Origin of the sequence: Achromobacter deleyi, assembly GCF_016127315.1 — a bacterium.
Classification (GTDB): domain Bacteria; phylum Pseudomonadota; class Gammaproteobacteria; order Burkholderiales; family Burkholderiaceae_B; genus Achromobacter; species Achromobacter insuavis_A.
The window spans coordinates 1,427,720-1,446,751 of record NZ_CP065997.1 but is presented as its reverse complement, the minus strand read 5'-3'; the positions used below and the strand labels follow the sequence as shown (position 1 = coordinate 1,446,751).

General features: G+C 67.0%; 17 protein-coding genes. 5 read left to right on the top strand and 12 right to left on the bottom strand.

The features are described 5' to 3' along the window. Positions 1-8 precede the first annotated feature (8 nt). The 6 genes from I6I07_RS06525 to I6I07_RS06500 form a co-directional block, all read right to left on the bottom strand. Positions 9-809: a carbohydrate ABC transporter permease gene (locus I6I07_RS06525; protein WP_006386977.1), complete on the bottom strand. Its 801-nt coding sequence runs from the start codon at positions 807-809 to the stop codon at positions 9-11. After that, on the bottom strand, positions 806-1,681 hold the full coding sequence (locus I6I07_RS06520; protein ID WP_035359840.1) for a carbohydrate ABC transporter permease: 876 nt from the start codon (positions 1,679-1,681) through the stop codon (positions 806-808). The genes I6I07_RS06525 and I6I07_RS06520 overlap by 4 nt, the downstream gene beginning before the upstream one ends. A 13-nt stretch (positions 1,682-1,694) precedes the next feature. Further along, complete coding sequence (locus I6I07_RS06515; protein ID WP_006392277.1) at positions 1,695-2,990, bottom strand: ABC transporter substrate-binding protein; 1,296 nt, start codon at positions 2,988-2,990, stop codon at positions 1,695-1,697. A gap of 33 nt (positions 2,991-3,023) precedes the next feature. Then, entirely contained in the window at positions 3,024-4,079 is a 1,056-nt protein-coding gene (locus tag I6I07_RS06510) for an ABC transporter ATP-binding protein (protein WP_198486053.1), read from the bottom strand. 122 nt (positions 4,080-4,201) lie between these two features. Continuing rightward, complete coding sequence (locus I6I07_RS06505) at positions 4,202-4,999, bottom strand: phosphodiesterase (RefSeq protein ID WP_198486052.1); 798 nt, start codon at positions 4,997-4,999, stop codon at positions 4,202-4,204. 35 nt (positions 5,000-5,034) lie between these two features. Continuing rightward, complete coding sequence (locus tag I6I07_RS06500; RefSeq protein ID WP_198486051.1) at positions 5,035-6,048, bottom strand: LacI family DNA-binding transcriptional regulator; 1,014 nt, start codon at positions 6,046-6,048, stop codon at positions 5,035-5,037. A gap of 262 nt (positions 6,049-6,310) precedes the next feature. Here I6I07_RS06500 and I6I07_RS06495 point away from each other — a divergent pair, with 262 nt between their 5' ends. Further along, positions 6,311-7,639, top strand: a complete 1,329-nt coding sequence (locus tag I6I07_RS06495; RefSeq protein WP_198486050.1) for an amidase — start codon at positions 6,311-6,313, stop codon at positions 7,637-7,639. 133 nt (positions 7,640-7,772) lie between these two features. On the opposite strand, the gene leuA is transcribed toward I6I07_RS06495, so the two are convergent. The 3 genes from leuA to I6I07_RS06480 all read right to left on the bottom strand — a co-directional run bounded on the left by leuA (position 7,773) and on the right by I6I07_RS06480 (position 11,711). Next, positions 7,773-9,482, bottom strand: a complete 1,710-nt coding sequence (leuA, locus tag I6I07_RS06490; RefSeq protein ID WP_006392282.1) for a 2-isopropylmalate synthase — start codon at positions 9,480-9,482, stop codon at positions 7,773-7,775. Between the two features lie 407 nt (positions 9,483-9,889). After that, positions 9,890-10,867, bottom strand: coding sequence for a tripartite tricarboxylate transporter substrate binding protein (locus I6I07_RS06485; protein WP_198486049.1), 978 nt, complete (start codon positions 10,865-10,867; stop codon positions 9,890-9,892). Between the two features lie 196 nt (positions 10,868-11,063). Beyond that, the gene (locus I6I07_RS06480) at positions 11,064-11,711 is read right to left on the bottom strand and encodes a hypothetical protein (protein WP_198486048.1); all 648 of its coding nucleotides are present in this window, start codon (positions 11,709-11,711) and stop codon (positions 11,064-11,066) included. Here I6I07_RS06480 and rpoN point away from each other — a divergent pair. After that, positions 11,710-13,155 (top strand): RNA polymerase factor sigma-54, encoded by a 1,446-nt coding sequence (gene rpoN / locus I6I07_RS06475; protein WP_198486047.1) that lies wholly within the window; start codon positions 11,710-11,712, stop codon positions 13,153-13,155. The two genes, I6I07_RS06480 and rpoN, sit on opposite strands and share 2 nt — an antisense overlap. A 390-nt stretch (positions 13,156-13,545) precedes the next feature. Then, positions 13,546-13,845 carry a (2Fe-2S)-binding protein gene (locus tag I6I07_RS06470; RefSeq protein WP_104021657.1) on the top strand — a complete coding sequence of 100 codons (300 nt, stop codon included), beginning with the start codon at positions 13,546-13,548 and terminating at the stop codon, positions 13,843-13,845. On the opposite strand, the gene I6I07_RS06465 is transcribed toward I6I07_RS06470, so the two are convergent. Further along, on the bottom strand, positions 13,815-14,735 hold the full coding sequence (locus I6I07_RS06465; RefSeq protein ID WP_198486046.1) for a LysR substrate-binding domain-containing protein: 921 nt from the start codon (positions 14,733-14,735) through the stop codon (positions 13,815-13,817). The genes I6I07_RS06470 and I6I07_RS06465 overlap by 31 nt on opposite strands. A gap of 112 nt (positions 14,736-14,847) precedes the next feature. Here I6I07_RS06465 and I6I07_RS06460 point away from each other — a divergent pair, with 112 nt between their 5' ends. Further along, complete coding sequence (locus tag I6I07_RS06460; protein ID WP_198486045.1) at positions 14,848-15,762, top strand: DMT family transporter; 915 nt, start codon at positions 14,848-14,850, stop codon at positions 15,760-15,762. A gap of 329 nt (positions 15,763-16,091) precedes the next feature. Further along, on the top strand, positions 16,092-16,568 hold the full coding sequence (bfr, locus tag I6I07_RS06455; RefSeq protein WP_006386993.1) for a bacterioferritin: 477 nt from the start codon (positions 16,092-16,094) through the stop codon (positions 16,566-16,568). Positions 16,569-16,655: 87 nt separating this feature from the next. Here bfr and I6I07_RS06450 read toward each other — a convergent pair whose 3' ends face one another. Both I6I07_RS06450 and I6I07_RS06445 read right to left on the bottom strand, forming a co-directional pair. Further along, positions 16,656-17,357: a hypothetical protein gene (locus I6I07_RS06450; protein WP_198486044.1), complete on the bottom strand. Its 702-nt coding sequence runs from the start codon at positions 17,355-17,357 to the stop codon at positions 16,656-16,658. A gap of 24 nt (positions 17,358-17,381) precedes the next feature. Next, positions 17,382-18,989, bottom strand: a complete 1,608-nt coding sequence (locus I6I07_RS06445; protein WP_006392292.1) for a peptide chain release factor 3 — start codon at positions 18,987-18,989, stop codon at positions 17,382-17,384. Positions 18,990-19,032: the final 43 nt, after the last annotated feature.

Here is a 19,032-nt window from a genome sequence, read left to right as displayed (position 1 = left end):
GGCGTCGCTCAGCGGATGCCGGCGCGCATGAACGACTGCACGAACTGGCGCTGGAACAGCAGGAAGGCGATCAGCAGGGGCGCCGCCGACATCAGCGTGGCGGCGGTGATCACCGACCAGTCGATGCCCTGGTCGGTGGACGAGAACACCTGCAGGCCGACCGTCAGCGGCCGTGATTCCACCGAGTTGGTGATGATCAGCGGCCACAGGAAGTTGTTCCAGTGGTGGCTGACCGACACCAGCCCGTAGGCCACGTAGATCGGCTTGGCCAGTGGCACGTACACCTTCCACAGCACCTGCAGGGCGTTGGCGCCCTCCATGCGCGCGGCCTCTTCCAGCTCGCGCGGCACGGTCTTGAAGGTCTGGCGCAGCAGGAAGATGCCGAAGGCCGAGGCGAAATACGGCAGGCCGATGGCGAACACCGTGTCGCGGATGCCCAACTGGCTCATGGAGCGGTAGTTCTCCACCAGCAGCACGTCCGGCATGATCATCAGCTGCAGCAGCACCAGCATGAAGACGAAATCGCGGCCGCGGAACTCGAAGCGCGCGAAGGCGTAGCCGGCCAGCGTCGACAGCACCAGCTGCGCCGCCAGCACCATCGTCACCAAAAGGAAGGTGTTGGCGAAATAGCGGGGGAACGGCGCGGCCTGCCAGGCGCGCGCGAAGTTGTCGAGCGTGAGCGGCGCGAACAGGTCGAAGCGGGTGGCGTAGGCCGGCGGGTGGAACGCCGCCCACACGGCATACGCCAGCGGCAGGATCCACAGCAGGCCCAGCGCCCACGCGCCCAGGGTATCGAGCTTGTCTTTCATTGGTAGTGCGTCCTGCGGTCCAGCCAGCGGAACTTGATCAGCGCCGTCAGCGCCAGCACCACCAGCAGCACGACGGTCAGCGTCGCGGCGTAGGCGGTGTCCCAGAAACTGAAGCCCACCTGGTAGATGTAGTACAGCAGCAGCGTGCTGGCGTTGTCGGGCCCGCCGCGGGTCATGACCACCACGTGGTCCACCAGCCGGAAGGCATTGATCAGCGCGTTGATCAGCACGAACAGCGTGGTCGGCATCAGCAGCGGCCACAGCACGCGCCGGAAGTACTGCCAGCGCGAGGCCCCTTCCAGCATCGCCGCCTCGCGCAGCGACGGCGACACCGTCTGCAACGCGGCCAGGTAGAAGATCATGAAGAAGCCGGATTCCTTCCACACCGTCACCAGCATCAGCGCCGGCAGCGCGGTTTCGCGGTTGCCGAGCCAGTTGGGGCCGGGCGAGCCGAACAGCTGCATCACCTGCGCGATCAGGCCGTACTGCGGGGTGTAGAAGAACAGCCAGATATTGGCCACCGCCACCATCGGCAGCACCGTCGGCGTGAAGTACGCCATGCGCAGGAAACCGCGCCCGCGCAGGTTGCGGTTCACCCACAGCGCCATGACCAGCGCGATGCCGATCGAGGTCGGAATGGTGCCCAGCGCGAACCACAGGTTGTTCCACAGTGACTGCCAGAACACCGGGTCGTCGCGCATGACGGCGTAGTTGTCCAGCCCGACGAAGCGGGCCGGGCGCGCGCCCTTCGGGGTCGAATAGAAGCTGTGCCAGAGCGTCGCCAGCGCCGGGTAATGCGTGAACGCGGCGAGCAGCACGATGGCTGGCAGCAACAGCAGCCAGCCATAAAGCGCATTCAAAGAGCGGCTCATCGTGCTTGCGGATTTATTTGTAGGAACGCAGTATGCGGTCGGCCTCGCGCTGGGCGTCCGTCAGCGCCTGCTGCGGCGTCTTCGAACCCGTCAGCGCGGCCTGCAGCGCGTCGTTCAGGGTCTTGGTGACGCGCTGGTTCTCGTGGGTCGAGAATTCGGCCACGCTCACTTGCAGCTGGTCGCGCGCCACGGCGGCGGCCGGCACTTCCTGCGCGTACTTCTTCATCTTCTCGGTCTGCCAGGCGGCGGGCGTCACGGCCACGTAGCCGGTGGCGATGCTCCAGTCGGCGGCGCGTTCAGGCGTGGTGGCCCACTGCGCGAACTTGAGCGCGGCCTGCTGCTGTTCCGGCGTGCCGCTCTTGAAGATGTAGAAGTTGCCGCCGCCGGTCGGGCTGCCGCCGCGCTTTTGCTGCGGCATCATCGCCACGCCGAACGGGAAGTCGGCGTTCTTGCGGATGTTGGTCAGGTTGCCGGTGGTGGTCCAGATGATGGCGGCCTTCTTTTCCAGGAAGTCCTTGGGCGTGGTGCCCCAGTCGATGGTGCCGGTGGGCATGACCTTGTGCTTGGCCGACAGGTCGCGCCAGTACTGCGCGGCCTCGACCACGGCGGGCTTGTCCAGGTAGACCTCGTTGCCGGCCTCGTTCATCAGGATCGCGCCGTTCGGCGTGGTCAGGGCCTGGAACAGCCAGTAGGCGAAGGCGCCGCCCGACGGGATCTCGATGCCCCACTGGGTGGTGTTGCCGCTGGCGTCCTGCTTCGTCAGCTTCTTGCCGTACTCGACCAGCTCGGCCCAGGTGGCGGGCGCGCGCTCGGGATCCAGGCCGGCGGCCTTGAACAGATCCTTGTTGTAGTACATCACGATGGTCGAACGCTGGAACGGCACGCCCCAGGTGTGGCCGCCGCTGCGGCTGTTCTGCATGAAGGCGTCGTAGAAGCCGCCCAGCCACTTCTTGTCGGCGTCGCTCTTGGCCAGGCCGTCGATCGGCACGATGGCGTCTTCGTCGATCAGCGTGAACATGTCGGTCGACAGCAGCACGGCCAGTTGCGGCGGCGTGCCGCCCTTGAGCGCGGTCAGGGCCTTGGCGATCGAGTCCTGGTACGAGCCGGCGTAGATCGGCTTGATCTTGATGCCGGGGTTTTCCTTTTCGAAGTCCGTCACCATGTCGTCGACGATCTTGGTGATCGGGCCGCCCACGGCGACCGGGTAGTAGAACTCCACTTCGACGGGCTTTTGCTGCGCCTGCACGGGCAGCGACAGGCAGGCGGCGGCAAGGCTGGCGGCCAGGGTCTTGAGTACGATGCGTCGCATGATTGCGTTTCCTTTCCTGTGGATTGGGCGTCTTCAGCGCCCGACGGTGTTGATGACCGCCGAATCGGCGGCAAAGAAATGCTGTTGCTCGTGCGGCCACGACAGGCGCAGCGCCTCGCCGGCGCGGGCCCGCAGGTGGCCACCCACGCGCACCGCCACGCCGCGGCTGTCGCCGATGCGGCAGACCACGATGGAATCGGCGCCGAAGTACTCCACGCTTTCCACCGTGGCGGCGATGCCGTCGCCGTCGATGCGGATGTGCTCGGGGCGCACGCCCAGCTTGGCGGCGCCTTCCGGCGCGCCGGCGATGGCCGGGCCATGGGTGCCGGCGATCACGGTGGCGCCCTGCAGCGGCATCAGGTTGATCAGGTTCATGGGCGGCGTGCCGATGAAGCGCGCCGCGAATTCGCTGGCCGGACGGGCGTACAGGCCGTCGGGCGTATCGTGCTGTTCGATCTGGCCGCCGCGCAGCAGCACCACCTGGTCGGCCATGCTCATGGCCTCGGTCTGGTCGTGCGTGACGTACACCATGGTGATGCCCAGGTCCTGCTGCAAGGCGCGGATCTCGCGCCGCATTTCATGACGCAGCTGCGCGTCCAGGTTGGACAGCGGCTCGTCCATCAGGCACACCGGCGCTTCGGAAATCACCGCGCGGCCCAGCGCCACGCGCTGTTGCTGGCCGCCCGACAGTTGCGACGGCTTGCGGTCCAGCAGGTGGCCCAGGCCCAGCAACGAGGCCACGCGTTGCAGGCGGCGGTCGTAGTCGCGGGCGGGTTCCTTGCGCACCTTCAGGCCGAACAGGATGTTCTCGCGCACCGACAGGTGCGGGAACAGCGCGTACGACTGGAACACCATGGAAATGCGGCGCTTGGCGGGCGGCAACTGCGTCACGTCGCGGTCGCCGATGCGGATCGTGCCCGAGGTCGGCGTGTCGAGCCCGGCAATCATGCGCAGGGTGGTCGACTTGCCGCAGCCCGAGGGGCCCAGCAGCACGGTGAAGCTGCCGGCCGGCACGGTGAAGCTGACGCCGTGGATCGCGGCCGCGCCACCGTATTGCTTGGTGAGGTTATCCAGAACGATGGATGACATGCTGTCTCGTAGATCTAATTTTCAGATCCGTCTGCGGCGCGTGCGATGAAAACCTTTTCATTGTGCAGCGCAATCATGACGGAGATATGGCAAGGCATAGTGTTTGTAATCGAGATCGCGACTCAGGCGAAGGGATACGGCCCGGGGTATTCCCCAATCACGGCATGGTGGGTGACCAGTGCGTCGTCGTGCCACCAGTGCAGCTGGTAGCCCGGCGGTTCCATGATGTATTGCAAGGTCGGGCGCGGCCCCAGCTCCAACGCCAGCTGGTGCGCGGTGCCCGGACAGGTCGAGGCGATGGTGCCGCCGAACCGGCGGAAGATGGTGCGGTGCAGGTGGCCGCACAGCACCCGTTCGACGCGCGGATAGCGCGCCACGATGCGTTCGAGTTCCGGGCCGCCGGCCAGCAGGCCGATGGCGTCCATGTGTTCGATGCCGGTCTGGAACGGCGGATGGTGCATCAGCACCAGCGTCGGCCGGTCGGGCTGCTCGGCCAGGCGCGCGGCCAGCCAGCCCAGGCGCGCCTCGCACAGCTCGCCGTGGCTTTTCATCGGCACCACGGTGTCCAGCGCCAGCAGGCGCAGCGGATAGGTCTCGACCGCGTACTGGATGAACGGCCCCTGCCCTTGCAGGTAGGCATGTTCCGGAAAGGCGGCGCGCAATTGCGCGCGGTCATCGTGATTGCCCGGCAGCAGGAAATACGGGATTTCAAGCGCGTGCAGTTGCTCGCGCAGCGCCTGGTATTCGTGCGCCTTGCCCAGGTCGGTCAGGTCGCCGGTGATCAGCACGCAGTCGGGCCGCGGCGTCAGGGCGTTCAGGGCGCGCACCGCGGGGCCGAGGAAGGCGGCGGGATCGATGATGCCGTAGGCCTTGTCGCCCGGGGTGCGCATGTGCAGGTCGGTGATCTGTGCGATGAGCATGGCGCGTGTCTGTGTCGGAATTCGAAAAGGGGAAATCAGCGGCGCACGGGCGCCGCGGTGCCGCCCACGACGATGCAGTGCGGCAGCCGGCTCGATTGCGGCGGTTGGCCGTGGATCTGCGCCAGCAGGTTGGAGCAGGCGGACTGGCCGATGCCGTCGCTGGGCTGCGCCACGGTCGTCAGAGGCGGCGTCAGCAAGGCGCCAAAGCGCATGCCGTCGAAGCCACAGACCGAAATATCGGACGGTACCGACAGGCCCAGCGCCACCAGGTCGGCGATGACCGCCGTGGCCAGCAGGTCGTTCGAGCAGAACAGGGCCGTGGGCGCCTGCTTGCCGCGCAGCGCGCCCTTCAGGGCGTCGGCGTCGCTGCCGGTGTGCGAGCTCATGGCGATGTGCTGGATCGGCTCCAGCCCCAGCTTCTTGGCGCAGGCGCGGGCGCCCGCCAGGCGGCGGCGCGCGCGATCCGACGCGGTCAGCGGGCCGGTCACGAGGGCGATGCGCCGGTGTCCCAGCGCGGCCAGGTGCGAGACCATGTCGATGGCCGCGGCGCGATTGTCGACAGACGCATAGGGGTGGGCGGCGGACTCGTTGTAGACCAGCACGTAGGGCATGCCGGCGCTGTCCAGGTCGTCCAGCGTGGTGCTGCGCGCGGCGTCCGCCACGGTCAGGATCAGGCCGTCGACCTGGTGGTCGATCAGTCCCTGGACCGCCGCCGATTCCACCGCCGGGTCGTAGCCGGTGGCGGTCAGCATGACGCTGTAGCCGGACTCGCGGGCGCGCCGTTCCGCGCCTTCGAAGCACTCGGCGAACACCGGATTGGAGAGCGTCGGCAGAATCAGGCCGATGGTGCGGGTGCTGCCGGACCGCAGGCTGCGGCCGACGCGGTTGGGCCGGAAGCCCGCCCGCTTGGCGATGGCGCGGATGTGCGCCAGCGTGTCGGGATGGACGATGTCCGGCTGGTTGAATGCGCGCGAAACCGTCGCGGGCGACACCCCTGCCTTGCGGGCAACCTCGATGATGGAAAAGCGGGGCGATGGGCGCGATGCCATGGCTACATTGCTGCCGGTTTGCTGAAAACGTTTTCATCTTACAAGACAAATATGACCTTTGTATTGCACGGGTTTGCGCTATGCTGTTAACGACGCAACAACACAAAGCCAAGGCGCGGCGCGACGCGCACAATGGCTGGGTTTGTCACAACCGGCCGGCATCATGCCGCCAGCCGGATCGGGATAAACCCCAGGTCAAGGGGACCGGGTGCGGAAGTCAGTACCGTGCATCTCGCACGGCACCGGGATAGAGGAAAGGATCATGTCTACTGCCTTAAACAGACTTGGCGCGCTTGAAGCGGCGCGCAAGCTGCAACGGCGCGAATTGACTGCGGTGCAATTGGTGCGGGCCTGCTTTGCGCGCATCGAACAACGCGAAAACACCATCCATGCCTGGACGGCGCTGCAGAAACAGGCCGCCCTGGATCACGCGGAAGCCCTCGACCGGGGCGCATTGCGCGGCCCGCTGCACGGCCTGCCGCTGGGCGTGAAAGACCTGTTCGACACCGTCGACCTGCCGACGCGCTACGGTTCACCCATCTACGAGCGCCATCACCCCGGACTGGACGCAGCTGCCGTCGCGCTGTGCCGCCATGCCGGCGCCATCGTCATCGGCAAGACCGTCACCACCGAATTCGCCACCTACCAGGCCGGGCCGACGCGCAATCCGCGCAACGAGGCCTACACGCCCGGCGGCTCCTCCAGCGGCTCGGCCGCGGCGGTGGCCGACGACATGGTGCCGTTCGCGCTGGGCTCGCAGACCGCGGGCTCCATCATCCGCCCCGCTTCGTATTGCGGCATCGTCGGCTACAAGCCCACCTTCGGCGCGATTCCGCGGGCCGGCGTGAAGAGCCTGGCCGAATCGCTCGACACCGTGGGCGGTTTCGCCCGCTCGGTGCCGGACGTGGCCCTGTTCGCTTCCGTCCTGATGCGCGATCCGCGCCTGCTGGACCTCGCCTACGACGCCAAGCCGCGCATCGGCATGTACCGCAGCCTGCAGTGGCGCCATGCCCAGTCCGAGACCAAGGAAGCCTTCGCGCAGGCCGCCGCCACGCTGTCGCGCGCCGGCGCCCACGTCGAAGAAGTGCCGCTGCCGCCGGAACACTGCATGCTGGTGCAGCTGCACGCCGACATCATGGCGTTCGAGTCGTCGCAGTCGCTGGCCTATGAACGGCTGGAGCACGCCGCGCAGCTCAGCCCGAAGATCCAGGCGATCCTCGAGGCCGGCGCGCAGATCACCGCCGAAGAGCACATCAGGAACCTGGCGCGGGCCGCCGAATCGCGCGCCCGCGTGGACGGCTGGTTCGACAAGTACGACGTGCTGCTCGCGCCCGCCGCCAGCGGCGAAGCGCCGTTCGCCGACCTCGGCACGGGCGACCCGCAGTTCTCGCGCGCCTGGACCCTGTTCGGCCTGCCGTGCCTGAACCTGCCCTTCGCCACCGGCCCGCAAGGCCTGCCGGTGGGCCTGCAACTGATCGGCAAGCGCTACGACGACCATCACACCCTGGCGATCGCCGCCTGGATCCACGAGCGGCTGCTGGCCGCGCGCGAACCCGATATCGGCGCCTCCGACATGTGGCCGCGAGGCTGAGCCAGCCCGCCGCGCAAAAAAAGAAAGCCCGCCGGATAAAGGCGGGCCTTTTGTTGTGCGGAGCGGCTTCACCGTAAGAAGCGCGCGGGGGACGCGGCGGCGGTAACCGCCACGCCCGCGGCCTGGCGGCGGATCACGCGGCCTCGGCGGCTTCCTGTTCGGTGGCGACGGTGCCGGCGTTGATGTGGCGGTTCACCGCGCTCAGCACGGCCTGGAACGAGGCGGTGACGATGTCGCGGTCGATGCCCACGCCGAAGCCCGTGCTCGAGTCGCCGACGCGCAGTTCCACGTAGGAGGCGGCGCGGGTGTCGGTGCCGGTTCCGATGGCGTGCTCGTGGTAGTCCATGATGCGCACCGGCACGTCCAGCGCGGCCACGAAGGCCGAGATGGCGCCGTCGCCCTTGCCCGTCACGATGCGGCGTTCGCCGTTGTATTCGAGCTCGGCCTCGATGCTGAAGTGTTGGCCTTCGCCGGCCGACGGATTGCCGTCGATGCGATGGCGCACCAGCTTCCACGGGGTCTTCTGCTCGAGGTATTCGCGGTTGAAGATGGTGTGGACGTCGTCGGCCGTGACTTCGCGGCCGGTCTCGTCGGTGACGCGCTGGATGGCGCGGCTGAATTCGATCTGCAGGCGGCGCGGCAACACCAGGCCGTGTTCCTGTTCGAGCAGGTACGACACGCCACCCTTGCCCGACTGGCTGTTGACGCGGATCACGGCGTCGTAGCTGCGGCCGAGGTCGGCCGGGTCGATCGGCAAGTACGGCACTTCCCAGACGGCGTCGGGCTGCTGCTGCGCGAAGCCCTTCTTGATGGCGTCCTGGTGCGAACCGGAGAAGGCCGTGAAGACCAGGTCGCCGGCGTACGGGTGGCGCGGGTGCACGGGCAACTGGTTGCAGTACTCGGCGCAGCGGCGCACTTCGTCGATGTCCGAGAAGTCCAGGCCCGGGTGCACGCCCTGGGTGTAGAGGTTCAGGGCCAACGTGACCAGGTCGACGTTGCCGGTGCGCTCGCCGCTGCCGAACAGGCAGCCTTCGATGCGGTCGGCGCCGGCCATCACGGCGAATTCGGCGGCGGCCACGGCGGTGCCGCGGTCATTGTGCGGGTGCACGCTCAACACGATGCTGTCGCGGCGCGCCAGGTTCTTGTGCATCCATTCGATCTGGTCGGCGTACATGTTCGGCGTGGTGGCCTCGATGGTGGCGGGCAGGTTCAGCACCATCTTGCAGTCCGGCGTGGGTTGCCATACGTCGGCCACGGCGTTCGAGACTTCCAGCGCGAATTCCGGCTCGGTCGTGCTGAACACTTCGGGCGAGTACTGGTAGCGCCACTTGGTTTCCGGGTGCTTGGCCACGTGCTGCTTGACCAGGCGCGTGCCGGTCGTGGCGATGTTCTTGATCTCGTCCTTGGTCATGTTGAACACGACCTTGCGGAACGCCGGGGCGCAGGCGTTGTACAAGTGGACGATGGCCTGCTTGGCGCCAGCGGCGGATTCCACCGTGCGGCTGATCAGGTCTTCACGCGACTGGGTCAGCACGATGATGGTGACGTCGTCGGGGATGCGCTTTTCGTCGATGAGCTTGCGCACGAAATCGAAGTCGGTCTGCGAGGCCGACGGGAAACCCACTTCGATTTCCTTGAAGCCGATCTTGACCAGCTGCTCGAAGAAGCGGAGCTTGCGCTCGACGCTCATCGGCTCGATCAGGGCCTGGTTGCCGTCGCGCAGGTCGGTGCTCATCCAGATCGGCGGCTGCGTGATGCGGCGGCTGGGCCAGGTGCGCTCGGAAAAGTCGCGGGCGAACGGCGTGAAGGGGACGTATTTGGTGGCGGGGTTGGCAAGCATCATCACTACACCTCGATCGGTTTCTTGTGAATCCCGGGATCGGTTTCCTCGGCCGGCATGCGGCCGGATGGCGGCCTGGTGCCAGGGTTGGCCGCATTCGCGCGGCGCAAGATTCAGTTTTGAAAAGGGGAAATCGCGTGTGGCAAGCGTGGCTGCCGAGCTACCACGGGGACACTAGGCCCGGCAACCGATCGGTAGGTATAGCGATAGCGCGATGAAGGCGGTACGAGCGCGCAGGCCGGCAACCGGAGCGGCGGAGCGTCCGGTGGCAATCGCGAGGGAGGTGCGTTGAGCGGCCATAGGTTGCTAGTCAAACATACTTTTGCGGACTGCGCAATTGGGAAAGCGATAAAAAAGCCGGGGACGGATCCGTCCCCGGCGGTGCATCGCAAGTGTTATTGCATCTGGCGTTACTGCGTCTGCATGTGGCCGTTCTTGACGACCTGGCCCAGGCGCTCGCGCTCGCTCTTGGCGAACTCGACGAAGCTGGCGCGCGAGCCGCCGCCCGGCTCGATGCTGCTCTGGCGCAGCGCGTCCTGCACTTCCTTGGTCTGCAGCGATTTCTCGATCGCGGCGTTCATCTTGTCGAGCACGTCGGCGGGCGTGCCGGCGGGCGCGTACAGGCCGGCCCAGTGACCGATGCGGATGGCGGGGAAGCCCAGCTCGGCGGTGGTGGGGATGTCCGGCGCGCTGGCCATGCGCTTGTCCCAGGTGGTGGCCAGAGCCTTGAGCTTGCCGCTCTGCACCAGCGGCAGCGTGACGATGCTGGCTTCCGAGGTGGCGTCGACCTGCTTGCCGATCACCGCGGTCACGCCTTCCGAGCCGCTCTTGTAGGCGATCGGCTCGACCGGCAGGCCGGTGGCTTCCTTGACCATCTCGGCCACGAAGTGCGGCGTGCTGCCGTTGCCGGCGGTCGAGAACGTGATACGGTCGGTCTTGGCTTTCTTGGCGCGTTCGACGAAGTCCTTCAGGTCCTTGGCCGGGTTCGACGGATTGGCGACGATGACCGACGGCGTGATCGACAGCAGCGCCACCGGGGTCAGCTCTTCGTCCTTGTAGGGCTGGTCCGAGCGGATCAGGCTGTTGGTGACGGTACCGTTGCTGCCCACCAGGTAGGTGTAGCCATCGGCCGCGCTGCGCGCGACGTGCGCGGCGCCGACCACGCCACCGGCGCCGGGACGGTTTTCGACGATGACGGGCTGGTTCAGGGTCGTGCCCACCGCCTTGGCGATGATGCGCGCGACCAGGTCGTTGGCGCCGCCGGCGCTGAAGGGCGCGACGAACGTGATGGGCTTGTCGGGCCAGGCGGCGGATGCCGGGGCGGCGACGAAGGCGGCCGAGCAGGCCAGCAGGAGGCCGGCGGCATACCGGACGGGGGTGCGGAACATGTAAAGCAACTCCAGGGGGCTGGCCGCGCATCCGACTGGTCTCTGCAGTCGGCTTGGTCTGGTTTTGAAGGTGCGCGGCCCGCGGTTGCGCGAGCCTGGAGGGGCAGTATAGGGGAGCCCGGCTGGCAGGGGACTGAAACAACCAGGCCGCCTCGCGGCGGCCTGGATCAGCGGTCTGACGGCGGTGCGCGCCGCTTCAGCGGGCCGGGCCGCCGATGCGGGGCTCGACGTAGCGGGGTTCGCGGCTGTCGCGGGCATCGCGGCGGTCGTCGCCACGGCGGCCGTCATCACGATCGTCGCGCGACGGTTTGGCGGTCGCGCCGTCGAGGATGTCGGCCTGTTCGGCCACCATGGCGATCTTGCCGATGCGGTTGTGGCGGATTTCCGACAGCGAACGGTGCAGGTCGCCGACGGTGAAGGGTTCCTCGCGGGTGCCCCAGGTCCAGCGCAGCACGCCCAGGGACTCCTCGGACAGCTGCGGCGCCAGGTCGGCCAGCACGCCGGTGCTCACCGGGGTGGCGCGACCGGATGCCAGGCTGGCCGACAGCCAGGCGCGCAGGATGAAGAAGACGATCAGGGTCCAGATGCCGGCGACGACCCACCAGATGTACGGATTGACCTTCTGCACCATGTCCATGGTGGGTTGGCCAAGCGAATGCAGGAATTCGTAGTTGATGCGCTTGCCGAAATCCAGGATCCAGGAGGCGGCGAGATACCAGACGATCACGGCAACGGCGATCACGATCGCGCGCACGAGAAGTCGGGGAAGTGCCAGTTTGAGCAGGGTCTGGCCGATAAGTCGGCAATCCTGGCGAACGCGTGCGGGCGAAGTCTGATTCATCATGCAAAATATTGTACCTATGACCCGTCCTATTTTAGAACTGCGGCCCGGCCAGCATCTCACGCTGACCCCTCAACTGCAGCAATCCATCCGGTTGCTGCAGCTGTCCACGCTCGACCTCGAGGCGGAAATCTCGCAGGTGCTCGCCGACAATCCGTTGTTGGAACGCGACGATGAACCGTCGTCGGTCGAGACGCAGGCGGAATCCGAGCGCGAATCGTCGGTGCAGGACGACGAGCCAGCGCCCGAACGCGAGACCCCGGTGGACGAAATGCCGGGCTCGGGCGGGGTCTACCCCGACGACGATTCCAGCCTGCCCGAGGCGGCCCGGCCCGATACCCTGCGCGAGCACCTGCTGGGCCAGCTGGTGCTGACGCGCGCGGCGCCGCGCGATGCCGCCCTGGCGGCGCTGCTGATCGACGAACTGGACGAGAACGGCTACCTGGGGTCGCCGCTGGAGGAAATCCTGAGCTGGCTGCCCGCTGAGATGGAGCCGGACCTGGATGAACTGCGCGCGGCGCTGTCGCTGCTGCAGTCGTTCGATCCGGCCGGCATCGGCGCCCGCGACATGTCCGATTGCCTGTTGTTGCAGCTGCGCAACCCGGACCTGGGGCGCCTGCCCGAGGCCGCCGATCCCAAGGCGCTGGCCTGCGCCCGCCTCATCTGCGGCCAGCACCTGGCGTTGCTGGCCACCGGCAACAACGCCCGCCTGTGCGCGGCGGTCGGCTGTGACGAGGCGACCCTGCGCGTCGCCCATGCCCTGATCCTGCGGTTGGAGCCGCGTCCCGGCCGCGCCTGGACGGTGCCGGCGGCCGATTACGCCGTGCCCGACGTGATCGTGCGCAGGACGCGCCGCGGCTGGCAGGTGACGCTTAACAGCGCCGCCGTGCCGCGCCTGCAGATCAACGGCCTGTACGCGCAGATGCTGGGCAACCAGAAGGAATCGGCCCATGCCGGCCTGCAGGCGCAGTTGCAGCAGGCCAAGTGGATGATTCGCAACGTCGAGCAGCGCTTCGACACCATCCTGCGGGTGTCCCAGGCCATCGTCGACCGCCAGACCGCCTTCTTCAGCCAGGGGCCGGCGGCCATGCGGCCGCTCATCCTGAAAGACATCGCGGGCGAGCTGGGCTTGCACGAATCGACCATTTCACGGGCCACGACACAGAAGTACATGCTCACTCCGTTTGGCACGCTGGAGCTCAAGCGCTTCTTCGGGGCGGGGGTGTCGACGGACGGCGGCGACGCCACCTCGGCCACGGCGGTGCAGACCTTCATCCGGCAGATGGTGGCCGAGGAGAACCGGGCCAAGCCGCTGTCGGACAGCCAGATCATGGAAAAGCTGGCCGACCAGGGCATCGTCATCGCCCGCCGCACGGTCGCGAAATACCGCGAAGCGCTGCGGATCGCGCCCGCCGCGCTACGCAAGGCGCAGGCCGTGGCGCGGTGAAATAAGGGATATTTTTGCGGCAGAGCGCCGTGGGGCCCGGCGCCTTGATGAGCGTTCGTTGCCGTACACCGGGCTTTCATCAGGAGCTTTTCCATGGGCCCAGTCCCTTCCCCCACGCTCTCGGAATTCGAGACTGAAGAACAGGCAGGGTCACCGGGACGGCGATCGAGGTCATCAATATCCTGCATGCCCGCCGCGAATATCCCTCGAATTGATGGCAAAGGGCGCCCTGCTGGAGCGACTGAACGGCGTGGTATGGGGCGCGGGGTGGGGCACGCACCATCCCGCCGTGTGCCAAGCGGTGCCGATAAAACGTCCCTTATTTCAAAGAGTTAGGTGACCACGAAGTTGCAAATTATTTAGGCACGGTACTTGTCATTGCACGAATAAATGTCGATAATTATTCTCATGTACATTTGCGTATGTAATGCCATTACCGAACGCCAAGTCCGCGCCAGCGTGGACGCGGGCGCGACGTCGCTTTCCGACCTGCAGTTCGAGCTGGGCGTGGCCACGTGCTGCGGCTGCTGCGCGGCCACCGCCGCCGAATACCTGCCGGGCGGCCGCTGTTCCAGCGTGTGCGATGTGCGCTCGATCGCCGTTCCGGTCAACCCGCCGGCCGCCATGGCCGAGCCGGGCGCGGCCGCGGCGAACAGCAGCTATCCGGTCATCCAGGTCGCGGTCGCCTGAGCGGCGCCGTCATCTGTCACGGCTTGCAGGCCCAGCCCTGCAAGCCGTTGTGTTTCCGTTTCACAAAAATCCCTGATCATCCCCGCCAGTTGGCGCACCGGCTCGCGCGCGTTGTCCGCCAGGCATAGCGCCAATTCGGACGGCGGCACCGGCGGCAGCATGTCATCGACCAGCCGATGGCCCGCGGCGATGCAGCGGCGCTCCAGCAAGGCCACCCCCAATCCTCCCGCCAGCGCGGCCTGGATCCCCATCAGGTTGGGGCTCTCGTAGGCGATGCGCCAGCGGCGTCCGGCGCGCTCGAGCGCGTGGATGGCGCGGTTGCGGTAGATGCAGCCCTGCGGAAAGGCCACCAGCGGCACCGGTTCGGTGCTGGCGGGTAGCCCGTGCTGGCCGGCGATCCAGTGCAGGTGTTCCGGCCAGCTCGTCAGCGCCGGGCCGGCGCCCGGCTCGCGCTTGAGCAGCGCCAGGTCCAGGTCGCCCCGTTCCAGGCCGCGCGTCAGGGCCACGGTCAGGTCGCAGCGCACCGACAGCCTGACGGCCGGCCGGGCGCGGGCGAACTGCGCCACGATGGCCGTCAGCGTGTCGGCGGCGAAATCGTCGGGAATGCCCAGCCGGATCACCTCCACCCGCTTGCGGCCGCTGACGGCTTCGCGCACCTCGGTGGACAGCGCCAGCATGCGGCGCGCATAGCCCAGCAGGCGCTCGCCGTCCTCGGTCAGGTGGACCTGGCGGCCCTCGCGCACGAACAGCGAGCATTCGAGGGTCTCTTCCAGCTTGCGGATCTGCTGGCTGACGGTGGACTGGCTGCGGTGCACCCGTTCGCCGGCGCGGGTGAACCCGCCCGCGTCGACGACGGAGACGAAGCTGTGCAATAGATCGAGATCGAGCATGGAAGGCGCCTTGGCATCGGTTTTTCAAATACTTTTGATCCAAATAAAGCGTTTGTCAATGGATAGGGCCGCGCCCAGAATGGGCTCCTCTTCCTTTGCCGGACCTGCTGCCATGAAGGCGTCATCGACTTTGCCCGCCACCGCCCTGCCCGCCGACGCGCCGATGGGCGTGGCCTGGACGCCCATCGCGGCGTTCTGTTTCCTGTGGAGCTCGGCGTTCGCGGCGGCCAAGATCGCGGTGCGCGACTGTCCGCCGCTGACCCTGCTGACAATCCGGTTCCTGATCGCAGGCGCGCTGATGCTCGGCGTGGCCGCGGCCAGTGGCCGCTGGCAACGGCCCAGCGGCCGCGACCTGGCGTCGCTGGTGCTGCTGGGTATGTTGAACAACGCGGCCTACCTGGGCCTGAGCTGGAGCGGCATGACCACGGTGTCGTCGGCCTTCACCGCGGTGCTGATCAGCACCAATCCGCTGTTGATCGGCGTGCTGGCCGGGCCGGTGCTCGGCGAGCGGCTGGGCTGGCGCAAGATGCTGGGCCTGTGCCTGGGGCTGGCCGGCGTGGCGCTGGTGCTGCGTTCGCGCCTGTCGGGCATGCAGGAGGATCTGCACGGCACCCTGCTGGTGACAGGCGGCCTGGTGGCGCTGGTGGCGGGCACGCTGCTCTACAAGCGTCTCAAGCCGTCGACCGGCTTGTGGATGGCGACCGGCATCCAGTCGCTGGCCGGCGCGGTGGCGTTGATGCCAGTGGCGCTCTTGCACGACAACATCGGCGATGCGCGCATGACGGCCAGCCTGTTCTGGAGCATGGCCTACATGATCGTGGCGGTGTCGATTGGTGGCTACTACCTGTGGTTCATGATCCTGGGCCGCGCCAGCGCGACGGCGGCCAGCGCCCTGCATTTCCTGATGCCGCCGCTGGGCCTGCTGTTCGGCTGGCTGGTGCTGCGCGAACAGGTGTCGTGGCTGGATCTGCTGGGCATCGTGCCGATCGCGTTCGGCATCTGGCTGGCGACGCGGCGCGCGCCATAAAAAAAGATTGGGCGGGCGATCGATGGAATCCGGCGCGAGCGCTGCGCGCCGGCAGCGCTTTTCGCGGCAAATGGCGGCCGAATATGGCGCGTCACGCGCGCGCAGGCCGCCAAATACCGGTATCGCGCTGGCAAATCATCCCGCACACATACTCATTCTCATTTGTTTGTCGCTTTCTTGTAGCGCTCGTAAAGCGGTTTACCAAATGCGCGCCAAGGCTAGGCGCGGCCCCGCGGCCGATGTTAGTCTGCCGGGGTTGCGTACTCGCGGCATCGTGCGCTTCTTGTCGCGATGCAGTGCGCGTCGCGCCCGACTGCAAGGAGTCCATTATGAAAGGCGACAAAACCGTCATCCAGTTTCTGAACAAGCAACTGACCAACGAACTGACGGCGATCAACCAGTATTTCCTGCACGCCCGCATGTTGAACCACTGGGGTTTCGACAAGCTGGGCAAGCACGAGTACGAAGAGTCCATCGGTGAAATGAAGCATGCCGATCGCCTGATCGCGCGCATCTTCATGCTCGACGGCCTGCCCAATCTGCAAGATCTGCATAAGCTGCTGATCGGCGAGGACGTGCCGGAGCTGCTGGCCTGTGACCTGAAGCTGGAGCAAGGCGCCCAGGCGACCGTCAAGGAAGCCATCGCCTACTGTGAATCGGTGCGCGACTACGTGTCGCGTGATCTGTTCCAGGACATCCTGGACGACACCGAAGAGCACATCGACTACCTGGAAACCCAGATCGACCTGATCGACAAGGTCGGCCTGCAGAACTACCTGCAAAGCCAGATGTCGGTGCCCGACTGAACGATTGTGCCGGCATGAAAATGGCGCCCCGCGGGGCGCCATTTTTTTGCTGCCGCCGCGCGTGGCGCGGACGGTGAATGCGGGGATTTACTGTGGGCGGGCCGGGCATTCGGCCATCGTGCCCCAGGCGCGGTTCGGACCACAGTACTTGTTGCGGGCCGCCCACGAACACGAGGGACGCTCGAAGAAGCCTTGCGTGGCGCACTGCGCCAGTTCGCGCTTGAGCGCGTCCTGCCAGCCGGGCGCGCCGGGCGCGGGCGAGGAGTTGGGCGGCGGCGGCGCCTGCACCATCGGCGTGTTGCCGTAGCCGGCGGCCTGCGTCTGGGTGCCCGCCTGGCCCTGGCCGCCATTGACGGCGGCGCCGGTGCCCGGCGCCTGCAGGTCCAGCGTGCTGACGTCGGAACCGCCTTGCGGCAGCGGCACCTCCGAGGCGGCGGCGATTTCGCGCGCCTGTTCCTGGCTGATGCGTTCGCGCGAGATCTTCACGGCCGGATCGCTGACGGTGTCGAACAGCGACACGGTGTTGATGGCCCATTCGCGGTCGGCGGGCTTGTCGGGCACGCCGAGCGTGCCGTCGATGCGCGGCTGCGGCGGCTGGGCCACGTAGGGACGCCCGTTGGCGTCGAGCACGGGCTGCTGCGACGCGGCCGCATCCTGGCCGGGCGCAGGCGCGGCGGGCGGCGCATGCGCCACCAGCCAATCACCCAGTTGAATGCCGCCCCATGCCGACGCGCCAAGCGCCAGCAGGAGCGTTGCGAATAATAAACGCCAAGACATTGCTACCCTCATCTGCCGTGCGGTACCCGAACGGGTCTACGCCTTGTCTCCGAAGACCTTGCCGCCGTGCTCCCGCATGGCGTGGAATTTCACATCCGGATACAGTTCCTCGGCCACGCGCAACTGCGCGGGGGAACTGATCAAAAATGCCGCCGCATCGACCACATCATAGGCGATATGGGCTGCATTGGCATCCATGAACTTGCGCAGCGCCTTGGGGTTATCAGAAGTAATCCAACGTGCCATTGTGTAGCGCGAAGGCAGCATGCGCGCGTCCACGCCGTACTCGGTCTTGAGGCGGTGCGCGACCACTTCGAACTGCAGCTGGCCGACCGCGCCGAGCAGCAGCGAGCCGCCGGCGGCCTCGGGGCGGAACACCTGGATGGCGCCCTCTTCGCCCAACTGCGTCAGGCCGGTGCGCAACTGCTTGGTGCGCAGCGGGTCCTTCACTTCGACGGCCTGGAACAGTTCCGGCGCGAAGAACGGCAGGCCGGTGAACTGCAGCGTCTCGCCTTCGGTCAGCACGTCGCCCAGTTGCAGCACGCCGTGGTTGGGAATACCGATGACGTCGCCGGCATAGGCCTCGTCCAGCAGTTCGCGGCGTTGCGACAGGAACGACACCACGTTGTTGGGGCGCATTTCCTTGTTGGTGCGCGCGACCTTCAGACGCATGCCGCGCTCGAAGCGGCCGGAGCTGACGCGCACGAAGGCGACGCGGTCGCGGTGGGCCGGGTCCATGTTGGCCTGCACCTTGAACACCACGCCGGTGAACTTGGGCTCCTCGGGTTGCACTTCGCGTTGCAGCGCGACGCGCGGGCCGGGGGGCGGCGCCTGTTCGACCAGCGCGTCCAGCACTTCCTGCACGCCGAAGTTGTTGATGGCCGAGCCGAAGAACACCGGGGTCTGCTTGCCCGCCAGGAACTGGTCGCGGTCGAACGCGGGCGCGGCTTCGTTGATCAGTTCGATCTCGCCGCTGGCCTGTTCGAAGGCCGAGCCGAAACGCCGGCCGATCTCGGGATTGGTCAGGCCTTCGATGAAATCGTCGTTGTCCGAACGGCGCTCCTGGCCGGGACGGAACACGCGCATGCGGTCGCGGCGGATGTCGAACACGCCGCCGAAGGCCTTGCCCATGCCCACCGGCCACGAGAACGGCACGGCGTCCATGCCCAGGTGGCCTTCGATCTCCGACAGCAGTTCGAGCGGCTCGCGCACTTCACGGTCCATCTTGTTGATGAACGTGATGATGGGCGTATTGCGCGCGCGGCAGACCTGCAGCAGGCGGATGGTCTGCGGTTCGACGCCGTTGGCGGCGTCGATCACCATCAGCGCGGCGTCCACCGCCGTCAGCACGCGGTAGGTGTCTTCCGAGAAGTCCTGGTGGCCCGGGGTGTCGAGCAGGTTGATGACGCAGTCGCGGTATTCCATCTGCATCACCGACGAGGCCACCGAAATGCCGCGCTGCTTTTCGATTTCCATCCAGTCGGACGAGGCGTGGCGCGAAGCCTTGCGCGCCTTCACGCTGCCGGCGATCTGGATCGCGCCTGCGAACAGCAGCAGCTTTTCGGTCAGCGTGGTCTTGCCCGCGTCGGGGTGGGAAATGATGGCGAAGGTACGGCGCCGCGCTACTTCTTGTGGGATGTTCATGATCGGAGGATTCAACCTGACGCCGCGGCTTCAGCCCGGCGCG

Excerpts from the sequence above, each read along its gene's own strand:
- I6I07_RS06525 (WP_006386977.1), bottom strand. The coding sequence starts at position 809 with ATGAAAGACAAGCTCGATACCCTGGGCGCGTGGGCGCTGGGCCTGCTG.
- I6I07_RS06520 (WP_035359840.1), bottom strand. The coding sequence starts at position 1,681 with ATGAGCCGCTCTTTGAATGCGCTTTATGGCTGGCTGCTGTTGCTGCCA.
- I6I07_RS06515 (WP_006392277.1), bottom strand. The coding sequence starts at position 2,990 with ATGCGACGCATCGTACTCAAGACCCTGGCCGCCAGCCTTGCCGCCGCC.
- I6I07_RS06510 (WP_198486053.1), bottom strand. The coding sequence starts at position 4,079 with ATGTCATCCATCGTTCTGGATAACCTCACCAAGCAATACGGTGGCGCG.
- I6I07_RS06505 (WP_198486052.1), bottom strand. The coding sequence starts at position 4,999 with ATGCTCATCGCACAGATCACCGACCTGCACATGCGCACCCCGGGCGAC.
- I6I07_RS06500 (WP_198486051.1), bottom strand. The coding sequence starts at position 6,048 with ATGGCATCGCGCCCATCGCCCCGCTTTTCCATCATCGAGGTTGCCCGC.
- I6I07_RS06495 (WP_198486050.1), top strand. The coding sequence starts at position 6,311 with ATGTCTACTGCCTTAAACAGACTTGGCGCGCTTGAAGCGGCGCGCAAG.
- leuA (WP_006392282.1), bottom strand. The coding sequence starts at position 9,482 with ATGATGCTTGCCAACCCCGCCACCAAATACGTCCCCTTCACGCCGTTC.
- I6I07_RS06485 (WP_198486049.1), bottom strand. The coding sequence starts at position 10,867 with ATGTTCCGCACCCCCGTCCGGTATGCCGCCGGCCTCCTGCTGGCCTGC.
- rpoN (WP_198486047.1), top strand. The coding sequence starts at position 11,710 with ATGCAAAATATTGTACCTATGACCCGTCCTATTTTAGAACTGCGGCCC.
- I6I07_RS06480 (WP_198486048.1), bottom strand. The coding sequence starts at position 11,711 with ATGATGAATCAGACTTCGCCCGCACGCGTTCGCCAGGATTGCCGACTT.
- I6I07_RS06470 (WP_104021657.1), top strand. The coding sequence starts at position 13,546 with ATGTCGATAATTATTCTCATGTACATTTGCGTATGTAATGCCATTACC.
- I6I07_RS06465 (WP_198486046.1), bottom strand. The coding sequence starts at position 14,735 with ATGCTCGATCTCGATCTATTGCACAGCTTCGTCTCCGTCGTCGACGCG.
- I6I07_RS06460 (WP_198486045.1), top strand. The coding sequence starts at position 14,848 with ATGAAGGCGTCATCGACTTTGCCCGCCACCGCCCTGCCCGCCGACGCG.
- bfr (WP_006386993.1), top strand. The coding sequence starts at position 16,092 with ATGAAAGGCGACAAAACCGTCATCCAGTTTCTGAACAAGCAACTGACC.
- I6I07_RS06450 (WP_198486044.1), bottom strand. The coding sequence starts at position 17,357 with ATGAGGGTAGCAATGTCTTGGCGTTTATTATTCGCAACGCTCCTGCTG.
- I6I07_RS06445 (WP_006392292.1), bottom strand. The coding sequence starts at position 18,989 with ATGAACATCCCACAAGAAGTAGCGCGGCGCCGTACCTTCGCCATCATT.